Source organism: Streptomyces sp. NPDC031479, assembly GCF_055581065.1.
This window is the reverse complement of record NZ_JBVIKC010000069.1, coordinates 1-15,312: the sequence shown is the minus strand read 5'-3', so window position 1 is coordinate 15,312 and position 15,312 is coordinate 1. Positions and strand designations below refer to the sequence as shown.

Genomic DNA, 15,312 nt, shown 5'->3' with positions numbered 1-15,312 from the left:
CGACCTAGGCGCTCTCGGCGGCCAGTTCGCGCACGGCGTCGGCGAACGCGTCCCCACGCTTGTTGTAGTTCGCGAACATGTCCATCGAGGCACACGCGGGCGCCAGCAGGACCGTGTCGCCGGGCTCCGCGAGCCGGGCCGCCTCCCGGACCGCTGCGAGCATCGCCCCAGTGTCGGTCCGTTCGAGGTCGACGACCGGGACCTCGGGGGCGTGTCGCGCCAGCGCCTCGGCGATCAGCGCCCGGTCGGCGCCGATCAGTACCACCGCGCGCAGCCGGTCGGCGGACTTCCGGACGAGCTCGTCGAAGGTCGCGCCCTTGGCGAGGCCGCCGGCGATCCAGACGACCGGTTCGAAGGCCGCGAGGGAGGCCTCCGCGGCGTGCGTGTTGGTGGCCTTGGAGTCGTCGATGTAGGTGACCCCGCCGACCTCGTCCACGTACGAGACGCGGTGGGCGTCGGGGCGGAAGTCGCGCAGGCCGTCGCGGACCGCGCGGGGCTCCACGCCGAAGGCGCGGGCGAGGGCCGCCGCCGCGAGGGCGTTGGCGATGTTGTGCGGGGCCGGCGGGTTGACGTCCTTGACCTCGGCGAGCTCCTGGGCGTTCTTCTGCCGGTTCTCGACGAAGGCGCGGTCCACGAGGATCCCGTCGACCACGCCGAGCATGGAGGGGCCGGGGGCGCCGAGGGTGAAGCCGATGGCCCGGCAGCCCTCCTCGACGTCCGCCTCGACGACCAGGGCCTCGGTGGCGGGGTCGGCGACGTTGTAGACGCAGGCGACCGTGTTGCCCTCGTAGATGCGGCCCTTGTCGGCGGCGTAGGCGTCCATCGAGCCGTGCCAGTCCAGGTGGTCCGGGGCCAGGTTGAGGACGGCCGCCGAGTGGGCGCGTACCGAGGGCGCCCAGTGCAGCTGGTAGCTGGAGAGCTCGACGGCGAGGACGTCATAGGTCTCGTCGCCGGTCACCACGTCGATGATCGGGGTGCCGATGTTGCCGACGGCCGCGGTCTTCAGACCGGCCGCGCGCAGGATCGACGCGAGCATCTGGGTGGTGGTGGTCTTGCCGTTGGTGCCGGTGATCGCGAGCCAGGGGGCGGCGTTCTCGCCGCGCAGCAGCCAGGCGATCTCGACGTCGCCCACGACGTCCACGCCGGCCTTGGCGGCGGCCTCGAACAGCGGGCTGTCGGGCTTCCAGCCGGGCGAGGTCACGACCAGGTCGGTGCCTTCGGGCAGGACGTCTCCGGCGCGGGCGCCGTCCGCCAGGTGGCCGAGGCGTACCTCGATGCCCAGCTCCGCGAGCTCGGCGGCCCGCGCCCGGTGGGCGTCCCCGTCCCCGTTGTCGACGACCGTCACGACGGCGCCGAGGCCGGCCAGGGCGCGGGCGGCACTGATGCCGCTCACGCCGAGGCCGGCGACGGTGATGTTCCTGTCCTGCCAGGAGGTCACTTGTCTGCTGCCCATCCCGCGTAGAAGAGACCGAGACCGACGATCACGCACATGCCCTGGATGATCCAGAAGCGGACCACGACGAGGACTTCGGACCAGCCCTTGAGTTCGAAGTGGTGCTGGAGCGGCGCCATCCGGAAGACGCGCTTTCCGGTCAGCTTGAAGGAGCCGACCTGGATGACGACCGACATCGTGATGAGCACGAAGAGGCCGCCGAGCAGTGCCATCAGGAGCTCCGTGCGGGAGCAGATGGCGAGGCCCGCGAGCGCGCCGCCGAGGGCGAGCGAGCCGGTGTCACCCATGAAGATCTTGGCGGGCGAGGTGTTCCACCACAGGAAGCCGAAGCAGGCTCCCATCAGGGCGGAGGCGACGACCGCGAGGTCCAGCGGGTCGCGCACCTCGAAACAGGCGTTCGGGTTGGTCAGGGTCTGCGCGTTGACGCAGGACTCCTGGAACTGCCAGACGCCGATGAAGGTGTAGGCGCCGAAGACCATCACGGCGGCGCCGGTGGCGAGGCCGTCCAGACCGTCGGTCAGGTTCACGCCGTTGGACATGGCCAGGATCATGAACAGCGCCCAGACCACGAACAGCACGGGGCCGATCGCCCAGCCGAAGTCCGTGACGAACGACAGCTTCGTGGAGGCCGGGGTGAGTCCGCGCGAGTCCGAGAACTGCAGCGCGAGGACCGCGAAGGCGATGCCGACGATCAGCTGGCCGGCCATCTTGGCCTTGGCCCGCAGACCGAGCGAGCGGCGCTTGACGATCTTGATGTAGTCGTCGAGGTAGCCGACCACGCCCATGCCCGCCATCAGGAAGAGCACGAGCAGGCCCGACATGCTCGGGGATTCGCCCGTGATCGCCTTCGTCGCGGCGTACGCGATGAGCGTCGCCAGGATGAAGGAGATACCGCCCATGGTGGGCGTGCCCTTCTTCCCGGCGTGGCCGCGGGGGCCGTCGTCGCGGATGAACTGGCCGTAGCCCTTGCGGGCCAGCAGCTTGATCAGGAGGGGGGTGCCGATGACGGTGAGGAACATACCGATGACACCCGCGAACAGGATCTGCCTCATCGGCCGGCGACCTCGCCCTCGCTGTCGAGCAGCGCCTGCGCGACCCGCTCCAGGCCGATCGACCTGGAAGCCTTCACCAGCACGACGTCCCCCGGGCGCAGTTCACTGCGCAACAGGTCCACTGCCGCCTGCGCGTCGGACACGAGCACCGACTCCTCACCCCACGAACCCTCGTTATATGCGCCCAGTTGCAGCCAGGACGCTTCCCTGCCCCCGACTGCCACGAGCTTGCTCACGTTGAGCCGGACGGCGAGCCGTCCCACCGCGTCGTGCTCGGCCAGCGCGGCGTCGCCGAGCTCGGCCATGGGGCCGAGCACCGCCCACGTACGTCCCCCCTTCGCCCTGGCGGAGTCGCCCATCGCGGCAAGTGCGCGCAGGGCGGCCCGCATGGACTCGGGATTCGCGTTGTAGGCGTCGTTGACGATCGTCACGCCGTCCGCGCGCTCGGTGACCTCCATCCGCCACCGTGACAGCGTGCCCGCCGCGGAGAGCGCTGTGGCGATCTCTTCGACGGACATGCCCAGGACATGGGCGACGGCGGCCGCGGCGAGCGCGTTCGACACGTGGTGCTCACCGTACAGCCGCAAGGTCACATCGCTGCACCCGGTCGGGGTGTGGAGTGTGAAGGAGGGTTGTCCGGCGGGTGTCATCCGCACCTCGGTGGCCCGTACGTCGGCGTCCTCGGCCTCCCCGAACAGGACGGTACGGGCCTTGGTGCGGGCGGACATGGCCCGCACCAGCAGGTCGTCCGCGTTGAGGACGGCGACCCCGCCGTCGGCTTCGGCCGGCAGGGCCTCGACCAGCTCTCCCTTGGCCTGGGCGATGGCCTCGCGGCCGCCGAACTCGCCGATGTGGGCGGTCCCGACGTTCAGGACGAGGCCGATGCGCGGCGGGGTCAGGCCGGTCAGGTAGGCGATGTGGCCGATTCCTCGGGCGCCCATCTCCAGGACGAGGTGCCGGGTTTCGGCGGTGGCCTTCAGGGCCGTGAGCGGCAGGCCGATCTCGTTGTTGAGGGAGCCGGGCGTCCACACTGTGGGCGCGTGGTGCTGGAGCACCTGGGCGATGAGGTCCTTGGTGGACGTCTTGCCGGCCGAGCCGGTCAGCGCCACCACGTCGGTGCCGAGGCGTTCGACGACGGTACGGGCGAGGGCGCCGAGGGCCTTCTCCACGTCGGGGACCACGATCGCCGGTACGCCCACGGGGCGGGCGGCGAGGACGGCCGCGGCACCGGCCGCGACCGCGCGCTCGGCGTAGTCGTGGCCGTCCACGTGCTCGCCCTCGAAGGCGGCGAAGAGGCTACCGGGCTCCACCTGGCGGGAGTCGATGACGACGGGGCCGCCGATCCGCACCGAGGGATCCGGTATGTCGTGGGGCCGCCCGCCGGTGATGTCGGCGATCTCGGCGAGGGAAAGGGCGATCACTGGTTCACCTCGGCCTGTCGGGCGCTGCGCTGCTGGGTCTCGATGGCCGCGCGGAGCACGGCGCGGTCGTCGAAGGGGCGTACGACGCCCGCGGTGTCCTGGCCCTGCTCGTGGCCCTTGCCGGCGACGAGGACCGTGTCCCCGGCCCCGGCGCGCGCGACGGCGGCGGCGATGGCCGCGGCCCGGTCGGCGTCGACGAGAACGGTGGCGCGCTCGGCCGGCGGCACCGACACGGCGCCCTCGAACATCGCGGCGAGGATCGCGAGCGGGTCCTCGGAGCGCGGGTTGTCGGAGGTCAGGACGGCGACGTCGGCGTACCGGGCCGCGGCGGCGCCCATCGGGGCGCGCTTGGTGGTGTCGCGGTCGCCGCCGCAGCCGAGGACGATGTGCAGCCTGCCGGTGGTGACCTCGCGCAGGGCGCGCAGCACCGACTCGACGGCGTCCGTCTTGTGGGCGTAGTCGACGACGGCCAGGTACGGCTGTCCCGCGTCGACCCGCTCCAGGCGGCCCGGGACGCCGGGGACGGCGGCGACGCCGTCGGCGGCGGTCTGCGGGTCCAGCCCGGCGGCGGCGAGCGTGACGATCGCGGCGACGGTGTTCGCGACGTTGAACGGGCCGGCCAGCGGGGCGGTGGCCCGTACGCGCTGGCCCTCGGGCCCGACCAGGGTCAGGGTGGAGTCCATGGGGCCGCTGACCACGTCCTCGGCGCGCCAGTCGGCGGCCGGGTCGCCGGCGGCGGAGAAGGTCACGACCGGGATCGGCGCCTCCTTCGCGAGGCGGCGGCCGTACTCGTCGTCGACGTTGACCACGCCGAGGCGGGCGCGGCGCTGGGTGAAGAGCTGCGCCTTGGCCTGGAAGTAGTCCTCCATGTCGGAGTGGAACTCCATGTGTTCCGGGCTCAGGTTGTTGAAGACGGCGACGTCGAAGACGCATCCGTCGACCCGGCCCAGCACCAGGGCGTGGCTGGAGACCTCCATGGCCACGGCCTCGACGCCGCGTTCGCGCATGACGGCGAACAGGGCCTGGAGGTCGGTGGCCTCGGGGGTGGTGCGCTCGGACTTGATGCGCTCGTCGCCGATGCGCATCTCGACGGTGCCGACCAGTCCGGTCGTGCGTCCGGCGGCGCGCAGTCCGCCCTCGACGAGGTAGGCGGTGGTGGTCTTGCCCGAGGTGCCCGTGATGCCGAGCTGGAGCAGGCCTTCACCGGGGCGGCCGTAGATCTCGGCGGCGAGCTCGCCCATCCGGCCGCGCGGGTCGGCGACGGTGAGCACCGGCAGGCCGGTCGCGGCGGCGCGGTCGGCGCCCGCCGGATCGGTCAGCACGGCGGCCGCGCCGAGGGCGGCGGCCTGCGTGGCGAAGTCCGCGCCGTGGAGCCGGGCGCCGGGCAGGGCGGCGTACAGATCGCCGGGGCGCACGGCACGGGAGTCGTGCGTGATGCCGGTGATCGGTGTGGCGCCTGAATCGGGCAGACCCAGCAGGGTGGCCAGCTCGCCCAGGGGGGTCGGGCGGGCGGACACGGGCCGGGGCGCTCCCGGCGGCGCTGCCGGGGCGTCTTTCTGGGCGGTTCTGGGCTGATCAGCGTGGGGCACGGCGGTGAGCGTACCGGGCGCGGCGGGCCGCTCGCGAAGCGAGGGGCCGCCCTGGGCGCCGTCGGCCGATTGGTTCCCGGGTTTCGGGGTGATGGTTGTCACTGATGGTGCCTCACGCGTTTCTGGCCGGGCGGCCGGTTCACCGCCCGGACTGCGGGCCGGTCTACGGGCTGGGCTGAGGGCCGGGCTGGGTGTTGTTCGGGGTGGCGGGCGGCGGGCCGCCGTCGAAGGTCACCGGGAGTCCCGCGGGGGCGGTTCCGGTGGGTGCGACCTGGAGGGTCTTGAGCGCGAACTCCATCACCGTCTTGTAGATCGGTCCGCAGATCTGGCCGCCGAAGTAACTGCCCTTGGTGGGGTTCTGGATGGCGCAGTAGACGGTGATCCGCGGGTTGTCGGCCGGGGCGAAGCCGGCGAAGGAGGCGGTGTAGCCCTTGTAGCGGCCGGTGGCCGGATCCACCCGGTTGGAGGTGCCGGTCTTGCCGCCGACCCGGTAGCCGGGGATGCGGGCCTTGGTGCCGGTGCCCTCCTGGTCGTCGACCACGGATTCGAGCATCTCCGCGAGGGTCTTGGCGGTCCCCTGGCTGACCACGCGCGTCTGTTCGGGTGCCTGGGCCGGGGTGAACCGGCCGTCGGGGCCCTTGGTGCCGCGCACCAGGGTCGGGGTGATCCGGACCCCGCCGTTGGCGATGGTGGAGTAGACGGAGGCCGCCTGCATGGCGTTGAGCGACAGGCCCTGGCCGAAGGGGATCGTGTACTGCTGCGAGGTGGACCAGGCCTCCGGCCTGGCGAGGATGCCGCGGGACTCGCCGGGGTAGTTGAGGCCGGTGGGGCGTCCGATGCCGAATTTTTCCAGGTAGGAGTAGAGGACCCTGTTGGCCTCGGGCTGGGTGGCGCCGAGCTGGCCGGTGGCCAGGATGGTGCCGATGTTCGAGGACTTGGCGAGGACCCCGTTGAGGGTCAGGTACCAGGTCGGGTGGTCGACGTCGTCCTTGAAGAGCCGGTCGCCGCGGTGCAGCCGGTTGGGGACCTCGACGTGGGTGTCGGGGGTGGCCTTCTTCTCCTCCAGGACGGCGGCCATCGAGATCACCTTGGCGGTCGATCCCGGTTCGTACACGTCCTGGAGGGCCGCGTTGCCCATCGCGGTGGAACGGGCGCGGGTCAGGTCGTTGGGGTCGAAGCCGGGGGCGTTGGCCATGGCCAGGACCTCGCCGGTGCGGGTGTCCTGGACGACGACGTAGCCGCGGTCGGCGCCGGACTTCTCGACCTGCTCGGCGATCGCGGACTGCGCGGCCCACTGGATGTCGCGGTCGATGGTCAGCTCGATGTCGTCGCCGGGTACGGCGGGCTTCTCGCTGGATCCCGCGGTGGGGACGCGGCGGCCGCCGGACTGGGCGTACGTGAGCCGGCCGTCCTTGCCGGACAGCTTCTTGTCGAGGGAGGACTCCAGGCCGCCGCCGCCCTTGCCCTCGGCGTTGACGTAACCCAGTATCCCGGCGGCGAGGTCGCCGTTCGGGTACACGCGCTTGCTGCTGACCTCGTTGAAGACGCCCGCGATGACGTTGGCGCCGGGGCCGTTGCCGCGCTTGTCGGCGGCGGCCTTGTCGGCGAAGAGCTTCTTGAGGTCCTTGATCTGGTTCCAGACCTGGGGGGTCTGGCGGCGGGCCAGGATCACGTAGCGGGTGTTCTTGGTCTTCAGGCGTGCGGTGAGCTCCTTGGCGTCCTTGCCGAGGATCGGCGCGAGGAGGGCCGCGGCCTGCTCGGGGGCGTCGGGGGCCTTGCTCTCCTGCGGCGTGAACATCTTGGGGTCGGCGGTGATGTCGTACGCGTCGACGCTGGTGGCCAGGGCCACGCCCTTGCGGTCGGTGATCTCCCCGCGCTCCGCGGCCAGGGTGTAGCTGGCGAAGCGGTTCTCGGTGGCCTTGGCGGAGTACGCGGACGCGTCGACGGCCTGCAGCTGGAGGAGCCGGACGACGAAGGCCAGCATGACCAGGGTCAGCCCCACGCCGACCAGGCGCAGCCGGGGCTTCGGGCTGCCGAGGCGGATGGTGTGCGGGGTGCGCTGCGCGGCGGGGCGGCGGGTCGCGGGGCGGGAGGCCGGGCGGGCCGTGGCCCGCGCCCGCTCACCGGGCCGCGGCCGCGGTGGCCCGGTCACTCTGCGGCGCGGAGGCTCCTTGGGGCTCACCGGGGCCCCCTCGACCATGCCGGCGCGGCCGGGATCGTCCTCCGGACGCCCCGGCCGCGCCGTCCCGCACCGCTCAGCCGGAGTCCGGCCCCGCCGGCGCCTGGGGCGCGGCTCCGGTCGGGGTCCGGGGAACGGTGGAAGGGCGGGGCGGGGAGATGCCCCGCAGGGGTCCGCGTCACGACGTCACCTTCCAGGGGTCTGGCTCGGCTGTGGCTGGGCTTGAGGGGGTACGGACTGGCCCGTGGCGGGCGCGGGGCCCCCCGAGGGCGGGGCCGGCGCGCCGGACGCGGGCGGCTGCGCACTCGGGGAAACCGCCGGGGGCGACGGCGCGGGCGGTGCCTCCGCCGCGGTGGGGGTGCCGGCGACCTTGCCGTCGGAGCCGATGAAGACGGGGCTGCCGCCCGGCACCAGCCCCAGCTCGTGCGCCCGGCGCTGGAGCGCGTCCGGGGCGGAGTAGCCGTCGACGTCCCGCTGGAGCGCCTGCTGCTCGTCCGTCAGGGCGGTGGTCTCCTTCTTCAGCCTCGTCAGCTGGAAGGAGCCCTGGTTGAGCGCGGAGTTCAGCAGCAACAGGCTGATCAGCCCGCCGCCGAGGAGCGCCACCACCAGCAGGACGAACGGCATCCGGGCCGCCTGCCCCGCCGTGGCGGCGGCGGGCCGCACCCGGACGAGGCGGGCCGCCCTGCCGGCCTTGCCGCCCGGGGAGCGGCCCGCCGGGGTCACAGCCGCGCCTCGCGGATGCGCTCGACGCCGCGGAACCGGGCCGGGGCCGCCCGCCGGTTCTCGGCGATCTCCTCCTCGGTGGGCAGTTCCGCCCCGCGCGTCAGGAGCTTCAGCTTCGGCTGGTACTTCTCCGGCACGACCGGCAGTCCGGGCGGCGCCGTGGAGGTGGCGCCCGCCGCGAAGACCTGCTTGACCAGCCGGTCCTCCAGCGAGTGGTACGAGAGCACCGCGATCCGCCCGCCGACCGCGATCCGGTCGACCGCCGCCGGAATGGCGCGCTCCAGCCCGGAGAGCTCGCCGTTGACCTCGATGCGCAGGGCCTGGAAGGTCCGCTTGGCGGGGTTGCCGCCCGTGCGCTTGGCGGCCTGCGGCAGCGCGTCCCGGATCAGCTCCACCAGCCGCGCGCTGTTGCTGAAGGGCTCCTTCTCCCGCTCCCGCACGACCGCCGACACGATCCGCTTCGCCTGCTTCTCCTCGCCGTACTGGCGCAGGATGCGCACCAGCTCGCCGGGGGCGTAGGTGTTGAGGACCTCGGCGGCGCTGATGCCGGTCGTCTGGTCCATGCGCATGTCCAGCGGCGCGTCCTGCGCGTACGCGAACCCGCGGTCGGCCTCGTCGAGCTGCATGGAGGAGACGCCCAGGTCGAAGAGGATGCCCTGGACGGCCGGGATCCCCAGGCCGTCGAGCACCTCGGCGAGGTCGGCGTAGATCGCGTGGACGAGGGTGGCCCGGTCGCCGAACGGCGCGAGGCGCTCGCCGGAGAGCCGCAGGGCCTCCTTGTCGCGGTCGAGGCCGATCAGGTGGGCCTCGGGGAACCGGGTCAGCAGGGCCTCGCTGTGGCCGCCGAGGCCGAGGGTGCAGTCGACGACTACGGCCCCCGGCCTCTCCAGCGCCGGGGCCAACAGGTCCAGGCACCGCTGGAGCATCACCGGGACATGTCGGGACTCGCTAGTCAAAGCGCCCTCTCAGATAACGGCGCGGCAGGCGTACGCCGCGCCGCGCACGCGGAGTTTTACCAGGGGGCCGGGCGGCCGGGTGAGGGCCGGGCTCCGGCCGGTTCGCGTCACTTTAGTGCAACGGTCGCCGCGGTCAACGAACCGCCCCGCGGCCGGTGCGCCCCACCCGCGGGGAACACGCAAAGGCCGCGAATCACCTGAATGGCAGCCCCCGCCTCACCCCTGTGGGTTAGCTCACAACAAGGCTCGTTGACCTTCTTTGTCCACCCTCACTCAATGCCACACCGCCCTGTGACCACTAACGTCGTAACCATGACGACTTCCGCATCCCTGCCCGCCAGCCCCGCCTCCGAGACGTCCGGCGGCGATTCCGTCACCGACCGCCTCGTGGAAGCGAACCGCCGGTACGCCGCGAAGTTCGCCGACCCCGGCATGGACGCCCGCCCGGTCCTCCACGTGGCCGTCGTGGCCTGCATGGACGCCCGTCTCGACCTCCACAAGGCCCTCGGCCTGGAGCTGGGCGACTGCCACACCATCCGCAACGCCGGCGGTGTCGTCACCGACGACACCATCCGCTCGCTCACCATCAGCCAGCGCGCCCTGGGCACCCGCACGGTGATACTCATCCACCACACCGGCTGCGGCCTGGAAAGCCTGACCGAGGACTTCCGGCACGAGCTGGAGGACGAGGTCGGCCAGCGCCCCGCCTGGGCCGTCGAGGCCTTCCGCGACGTGGACCAGGACGTCCGCCAGTCCATGCAGCGCGTGCGCACCAACCCCTTCCTGCCCCACAAGGACGATGTGCGAGGCTTCGTCTTCGACGTGCACACGGGGCTCCTGCGGGAGATCGATCCCGCCTCGTGAGTGACACCGGGCCGTGACGGCGTCAAGAATGCGGGGGGACGCCCCCCGGAATCCCTCCGGAACGGCGTCCGTGTTTCGGGGTGGGCCGGTTCATGCGCCAAGAGCGTCGGCCCTGGGAAAGGGCCGAGGAGAACCAGGTGACCACGTACGACGACCGAGCGAGCCTCGCTGATCTGACCAGCACGGCCGAGCGGATCCGCCAGTCGGTCGAGGGCGTGATCGAGGGGAAGCCCGAGGTCGTCCGGCTCGCCCTGACCGTGCTCCTCGCCGAGGGCCACCTGCTGATCGAGGACGTTCCCGGCGTGGGCAAGACCATGCTGGCCAAGACGCTCGCCAAGTCCATCGACTGCTCGGTCCAGCGCATCCAGTTCACCCCGGACCTGCTGCCCTCCGACATCACCGGCGTCAGCATCTACGACCAGCAGCGCCGCGAGTTCGAGTTCAAGCCGGGCGCGATCTTCGCGCAGATCGTCATCGGCGACGAGATCAACCGCGCCTCCCCCAAGACCCAGTCCGCGCTGCTGGAGTCGATGGAGGAACGCCAGGTCACCATCGACGGCACCACCTACGCCCTGCCCAGCCCCTTCATGGTGGTCGCCACCCAGAACCCGGTCGAGATGGAGGGCACCTACCCCCTCCCCGAGGCCCAGCGCGACCGGTTCATGGCCCGCGTCTCCGTCGGCTACCCCAGCCCCGAGGCCGAGCTCCAGATGCTCGACGTCCACGGCGGGGTCTCCCCCCTCGACGACCTCGCCGCCGTCGCGCACGCCCACGACGTCGTCAAGCTCATCGAGGCCGTCCGCGAGGTGTACGTCGCCCCGCCCGTCCGCCGCTACGTCGTCGACCTGGTCTCCGCCACCCGCAGCCACCCGGACCTGCGCCTGGGCGCCTCGCCCCGCGCCACCCTGCACCTGCTGCGCGCCGTGAAGGCCGCCGCCGCCCTGGCCGGCCGGGACTACGTACTGCCCGACGACGTCCAGCAGCTGGCCGCGCCCGTCCTCGCGCACCGGCTGCTGCCCACCGCGCAGGCACAGCTCAACCGGCGCACCGCCGAGCAGGTCGTCCAGGACATCCTCCAGCGCACCCCCGTCCCCGCCGCGCACGCCCGCGGCGAGATGCCGCCCGGCGCGGGCATCCGGGGCTTCTGATGGGCGCCGGTGCCCCGCGCGGCGCCGGCGGGCAGGTGAGGGACCCGGGCGGGCTGCGCGCCTCGCTGGCCGGTCTGACCACCCGGGGCCGCTCGTTCCTGGCCGCCGGGGCCGCCGCCGCCGGGTGCGCGTACGTACTCGGCCAGGGCCAGCTGCTCCGCGTCGGCATGCTGCTCGTCGCCCTGCCCCTGATCTGCGTCCTGACCCTGCACCGCACCCGCCACCGGGTCACCGGCGACCGGCGGCTGACCCCGCCGCGGGTGCCCGCCGGCGGCGAGGCCCGCGTCCAGCTCCGGCTGGAGAACGTCTCCCGGGTCCCCACGGTGCTGCTGATGCTCCAGGACCGGGTGCCCTACGTACTGGGACCCCGGCCGCGCTTCGTCCTGGACCGGGTCGAGGCCGGAGGCAAGCGCGAGGTCTCCTACCGGGTCCGCTCCGACCTGCGCGGCCGCTACCCGCTGGGCCCGCTCCAGCTCCGGCTGACCGACCCCTTCGGGCTGGTCGAGCTCACCCGGTCCTTCAGCGCCTACGACACCCTCACCGTCGTGCCCCGCACCGAGCCCCTGCCCCCGGTCCGGATGACCGGCGAGGCCAACGGCTACGGCGAGGGCACCCGCCGCTCGCTCGCGCTGTCCGGCGACGACGACGTGATCCCCCGTACCTACCGGCGCGGCGACGACCTGCGCCGGGTCCACTGGCGCTCCACCGCCCGCTACGGCGAGCTGATGGTGCGCCGCGAGGAGACCCCGCAGCGCAGCAAGGCCACCGTCCTGCTCGACACCCGGGGCGGCGCCTACGAGGGCGCGGGCCCCGACTCCGCCTTCGAATGGGCGGTCTCCGCCGCCGCCTCCACCGTGCTGCACGTCCTGGAGCAGGGGTTCTCGGTGCGGCTGCTGACCGACACCGGTGACTCGGTGCCCGGCGAGGGCGCCGGCGGCTTCTCCTCGGGCGGGCAGGAGTCCGCCGAGGCGGCCGGGCTGATGATGGACACCCTCGCGGTCGTCGGCCACTCCGAGGGTTCCGGACTCGCCCGCGCCTGCGAAGCCGTGCGCGGGGCGGGTGCCGGGCTCGGCTCGGGCGGGGACGGCCTGCTCGTCGCGTTCTTCGGCGACCTGGACGACGTACAGACGGAAATGGCGGCCCGGATGCGGCAGCGCAGCGCGGGAGCGGTGGCGTTCGTACTGGACTCCGCGACCTGGGCCGGAACGCCCTCGCGGGTGGAAGAGCGGCTGCGCAGGCTGCGCGACGCCGGCTGGACGGCACTGGCCGTCCCGCCCGGCGCGGCCTTCGCCGAGCTGTGGCGGCAGGCGGGCAACGCCCCCGTCGGCACGGGAACGACCCCCGGAGGCCTGGTATGAGCGGGCGGGCACGCGTGACGCTCTTCGCCGCGCTGGCGACGCTGCTGACCTCCTGGTCGCTGGCCCCGCTGGTGGAGACCTCCGGCTGGCTGCTCCAGGCGGCCGCGCTGCTGGCCGTGCAGGCGGCGGTGGGGGCGGGGGGCCGGCGGATCCCGCTGGCCCGGCCGCTGACGGTGGGCGCGCAGCTGCTGGTGTCGCTGCTGCTGCTGGCCCTCCTCTTCGCGGGCAAGGCCGAATCCACCGGGAGCGGGCCGATGGCCTTCCTGGTCACCGACTTCGGCGGGCTGTTCCAGCAGGGCGTGCGGGACGTCGGCGAGTTCGCGATACCGGCCCCCCTGACGGACGGCATCCGGCTGCTGCTGATCTGCGGCGTGCTGCTGATCGGCCTGCTGGTCGACGTCCTGGCGGTCACGCTGCGCACGGCCGCGGCGGCCGGACTGCCGCTGCTGGCGCTGTACTCGGTGGCGGCCGGGCTGTCGGCGGAGCGGGGCGGTTCCTGGTTCGCCTTCCTGCTGGCCGGCGCGGGCTACCTGATGCTCCTGCTGTCCGAGGGGCGCGACCGGCTCGCCCAGTGGGGCCGGGTCTTCGGCGCGGCCCCGAGCACGCGGGTGTCCGCCGCCTCGGGCTACGGCGGCGGCTCCGGCGGCGGGCGGGCCCTGGCGCCCGTGCGCACCGGCCGCCGGATCGGCGTGGCCGCGCTGGGGCTGGCGCTGGCGGTGCCGGCCGCGCTGCCCGCGCTCGGCGGCGGGGTGCTCGGGCGCCCCGGTGAGGACTCCGCGGCGGCGGGCGGCGGGGGCACGATCTCCGCGGTGAACCCCCTGGTGTCGCTCCAGTCCAGCCTGAACGCGCAGGACAACCGGGTGGTGCTCAAGTACCGCACGGACAGCCCGCAGCTGGGCGAGCAGTACCTGCGGATCCTGGCGCTGGACGAGTTCAACGGGGTCAAGTGGGAGGCCTCCGGCCGCCCCCTGACCGACGTGCCGGAGCGGCTGCCGAACCCCGCGGGGCTGAGCGAGCGGGTCCGCGAGGGCGCGGCCGAGATCCGCACCACCGTCTCGGCGGCGGAGACGTACGCCCAGCGCTACCTGCCGATGCCGTACCCGGCGACGCAGGTGGACATCGCCGGGAAGTGGCGGTACGAACCGGTCGGCCGGACCCTGGTCGGCGACCAGCTGGGCAAGGACCGCTTCCAGAACGTGCAGGGCGCGCAGTACACGGTACGGAGCCTGCTGCTGCGGCCGACGGCGGCGCAGCTGCAGTCCGCCCCCGGCCCGAACCCCTTCGTGCAGGCCGAGTACACCAAGGTGCCGGACAACCTGCCGCCGGTGGTGGCGGAGACGGCCCGGCGGGTGACGCAGGGCGCGCAGGACGACTACACCCGGGCCGTCCGGCTGCAGGACTTCTTCGCGGTGAACGGCGGCTTCCGCTACGACACGAAGGTGTCGTCGGGGACGGGTTCGCAGGCCATCGCCCGCTTCCTCCAGGACAAGGAGGGCTTCTGCGTCCACTTCGCCTTCTCGATGGCGGCGATGTCGCGCACGCTGGGCATCCCGGCGCGCGTGGCGGTCGGCTTCACCCCGGGTGAGAAGCAGTCCGACGGCAGCGTGAACGTCTCGATGCGGGACGCGCACGCCTGGCCCGAGCTGTACTTCGAGGGCGTGGGGTGGACCCGGTTCGAGCCGACGCCCCGTTCGGGGATCTCGGTGCCGGACTACAGCCGCGCCGCCGCCCCGCTCCCGCAGCCGTCCGCGCCGTCCGCGCTGCCCTCGCAGTCCGCGGCGGCGCCCTCGGCGGCCCCCTCGCAGAACGACGCCTGCCCGCCGGAGCTGAAGAAGCTCGGCGAGTGCGGGGGCGCGGCGCCGAAGCAGTCCGCCGCTGCGGGCTCCGGCGGCCTGCCGGTGGGCGCGGTCATCGGCTGGGGCGCGGCCGTACTGGTCCTGCTGGGGCTGCCGCTGCTGCCGCTGCTGTGGCGCCGCCGGGTCCGCCGCCGGCGCCTGGCCGGCGGGGACGTGCTCGCCGCGTGGCGGGAGCTCGGTGACGCCGCCTGGGACGTGGGCGTCCCGCCCGACGAGGCGCTCTCCCCGCGCCGGGCCGCGGCGCGCGTGGTGGTCCTGGGCCGGCTGGACGGGGACGCCGCGCAGGCGGTGCACCGGGTCGCGGGTGCGGTGGAGCGGGCGCTGTACGCCCCTCCCGGCGCCGAGGTCTGCGATCCGGGGCCGGCCGCCGACGTCCTGCTGGCCCGCGCCGCGCTGCTGGCGTCCGCGACCCGTCCGGGCCGGCTGCGGGCGCTCCTGCTCCCTCGCTCGGCGGCCCGCGTCTCCTGGGCGCTCTCGGCCCGGCTGGCCGCGTTCTCGGCCCGTACGTCGGCGCTCTCCGCCCGCTTCCGCCTCCCCCTGCGCAACCGCGGCTGAAGCCCGCCGCGGTCTCCGCGCCGCCGCGGAAGGACGCGGGAACGGCAGAACGCCGGTGGGGGGGGGGGGGGTTTTCCCCCTCCCCCCCCCCCCCCCCCCTCCCCCCCCCCCTCTCCTCCCCCCCCCCCCCCCCCCCACCCCTCCCCCCCCCCCTTCCC

Annotated in this window: 11 protein-coding genes; 4 read left to right on the top strand and 7 right to left on the bottom strand. The window is 73.7% G+C overall.

Annotated elements, in window-relative coordinates:
- Positions 1-4 precede the first annotated feature (4 nt).
- The 7 genes from murD to rsmH form a co-directional block, all read right to left on the bottom strand.
- The gene (murD, locus tag ACZ5D2_RS38785) at positions 5-1,453 is read right to left on the bottom strand and encodes a UDP-N-acetylmuramoyl-L-alanine--D-glutamate ligase (RefSeq protein WP_371678927.1); all 1,449 of its coding nucleotides are present in this window, start codon (positions 1,451-1,453) and stop codon (positions 5-7) included.
- On the bottom strand, positions 1,435-2,505 hold the full coding sequence (mraY, locus tag ACZ5D2_RS38780) for a phospho-N-acetylmuramoyl-pentapeptide-transferase (RefSeq protein ID WP_371678926.1): 1,071 nt from the start codon (positions 2,503-2,505) through the stop codon (positions 1,435-1,437). Before mraY ends, murD begins: the two co-directional genes overlap by 19 nt.
- Positions 2,502-3,926, bottom strand: a complete 1,425-nt coding sequence (locus ACZ5D2_RS38775) for a UDP-N-acetylmuramoyl-tripeptide--D-alanyl-D-alanine ligase (RefSeq protein ID WP_468936203.1) — start codon at positions 3,924-3,926, stop codon at positions 2,502-2,504. The genes mraY and ACZ5D2_RS38775 overlap by 4 nt, the downstream gene beginning before the upstream one ends.
- Positions 3,923-5,617 (bottom strand): UDP-N-acetylmuramoyl-L-alanyl-D-glutamate--2,6-diaminopimelate ligase, encoded by a 1,695-nt coding sequence (locus tag ACZ5D2_RS38770; protein ID WP_371678924.1) that lies wholly within the window; start codon positions 5,615-5,617, stop codon positions 3,923-3,925. Before ACZ5D2_RS38770 ends, ACZ5D2_RS38775 begins: the two co-directional genes overlap by 4 nt.
- 61 nt (positions 5,618-5,678) lie before the next feature.
- Positions 5,679-7,715: a peptidoglycan D,D-transpeptidase FtsI family protein gene (locus tag ACZ5D2_RS38765; protein WP_468936199.1), complete on the bottom strand. Its 2,037-nt coding sequence runs from the start codon at positions 7,713-7,715 to the stop codon at positions 5,679-5,681.
- Between the two features lie 165 nt (positions 7,716-7,880).
- Positions 7,881-8,417, bottom strand: a complete 537-nt coding sequence (ftsL, locus tag ACZ5D2_RS38760) for a cell division protein FtsL (RefSeq protein ID WP_371678922.1) — start codon at positions 8,415-8,417, stop codon at positions 7,881-7,883.
- Positions 8,414-9,373 (bottom strand): 16S rRNA (cytosine(1402)-N(4))-methyltransferase RsmH, encoded by a 960-nt coding sequence (gene rsmH / locus ACZ5D2_RS38755; RefSeq protein ID WP_266838583.1) that lies wholly within the window; start codon positions 9,371-9,373, stop codon positions 8,414-8,416. The genes ftsL and rsmH overlap by 4 nt, the downstream gene beginning before the upstream one ends.
- Positions 9,374-9,649: 276 nt before the next feature.
- Here rsmH and ACZ5D2_RS38750 point away from each other — a divergent pair, with 276 nt between their 5' ends.
- The 4 genes from ACZ5D2_RS38750 to ACZ5D2_RS38735 all read left to right on the top strand — a co-directional run bounded on the left by ACZ5D2_RS38750 (position 9,650) and on the right by ACZ5D2_RS38735 (position 15,154).
- A complete protein-coding gene (locus ACZ5D2_RS38750; protein ID WP_371678921.1) occupies positions 9,650-10,237 on the top strand; it encodes a beta-class carbonic anhydrase in 588 nt (195 codons plus the stop codon).
- A 137-nt stretch (positions 10,238-10,374) separates the two neighbouring features.
- On the top strand, positions 10,375-11,385 hold the full coding sequence (locus tag ACZ5D2_RS38745; RefSeq protein WP_371678920.1) for an AAA family ATPase: 1,011 nt from the start codon (positions 10,375-10,377) through the stop codon (positions 11,383-11,385).
- Positions 11,385-12,743: a DUF58 domain-containing protein gene (locus tag ACZ5D2_RS38740; protein WP_468936194.1), complete on the top strand. Its 1,359-nt coding sequence runs from the start codon at positions 11,385-11,387 to the stop codon at positions 12,741-12,743. The genes ACZ5D2_RS38745 and ACZ5D2_RS38740 overlap by 1 nt, the downstream gene beginning before the upstream one ends.
- Positions 12,740-15,154, top strand: a complete 2,415-nt coding sequence (locus ACZ5D2_RS38735; protein ID WP_371678918.1) for a transglutaminase TgpA family protein — start codon at positions 12,740-12,742, stop codon at positions 15,152-15,154. The genes ACZ5D2_RS38740 and ACZ5D2_RS38735 overlap by 4 nt, the downstream gene beginning before the upstream one ends.
- Positions 15,155-15,312 lie beyond the last annotated feature (158 nt).

Excerpts from the sequence above, each read along its gene's own strand:
- murD (WP_371678927.1), bottom strand. The coding sequence starts at position 1,453 with ATGGGCAGCAGACAAGTGACCTCCTGGCAGGACAGGAACATCACCGTC.
- mraY (WP_371678926.1), bottom strand. The coding sequence starts at position 2,505 with ATGAGGCAGATCCTGTTCGCGGGTGTCATCGGTATGTTCCTCACCGTC.
- ACZ5D2_RS38765 (WP_468936199.1), bottom strand. The coding sequence starts at position 7,715 with ATGGTCGAGGGGGCCCCGGTGAGCCCCAAGGAGCCTCCGCGCCGCAGA.
- ACZ5D2_RS38750 (WP_371678921.1), top strand. The coding sequence starts at position 9,650 with ATGCCACACCGCCCTGTGACCACTAACGTCGTAACCATGACGACTTCC.
- ACZ5D2_RS38740 (WP_468936194.1), top strand. The coding sequence starts at position 11,385 with ATGGGCGCCGGTGCCCCGCGCGGCGCCGGCGGGCAGGTGAGGGACCCG.
- ACZ5D2_RS38735 (WP_371678918.1), top strand. The coding sequence starts at position 12,740 with ATGAGCGGGCGGGCACGCGTGACGCTCTTCGCCGCGCTGGCGACGCTG.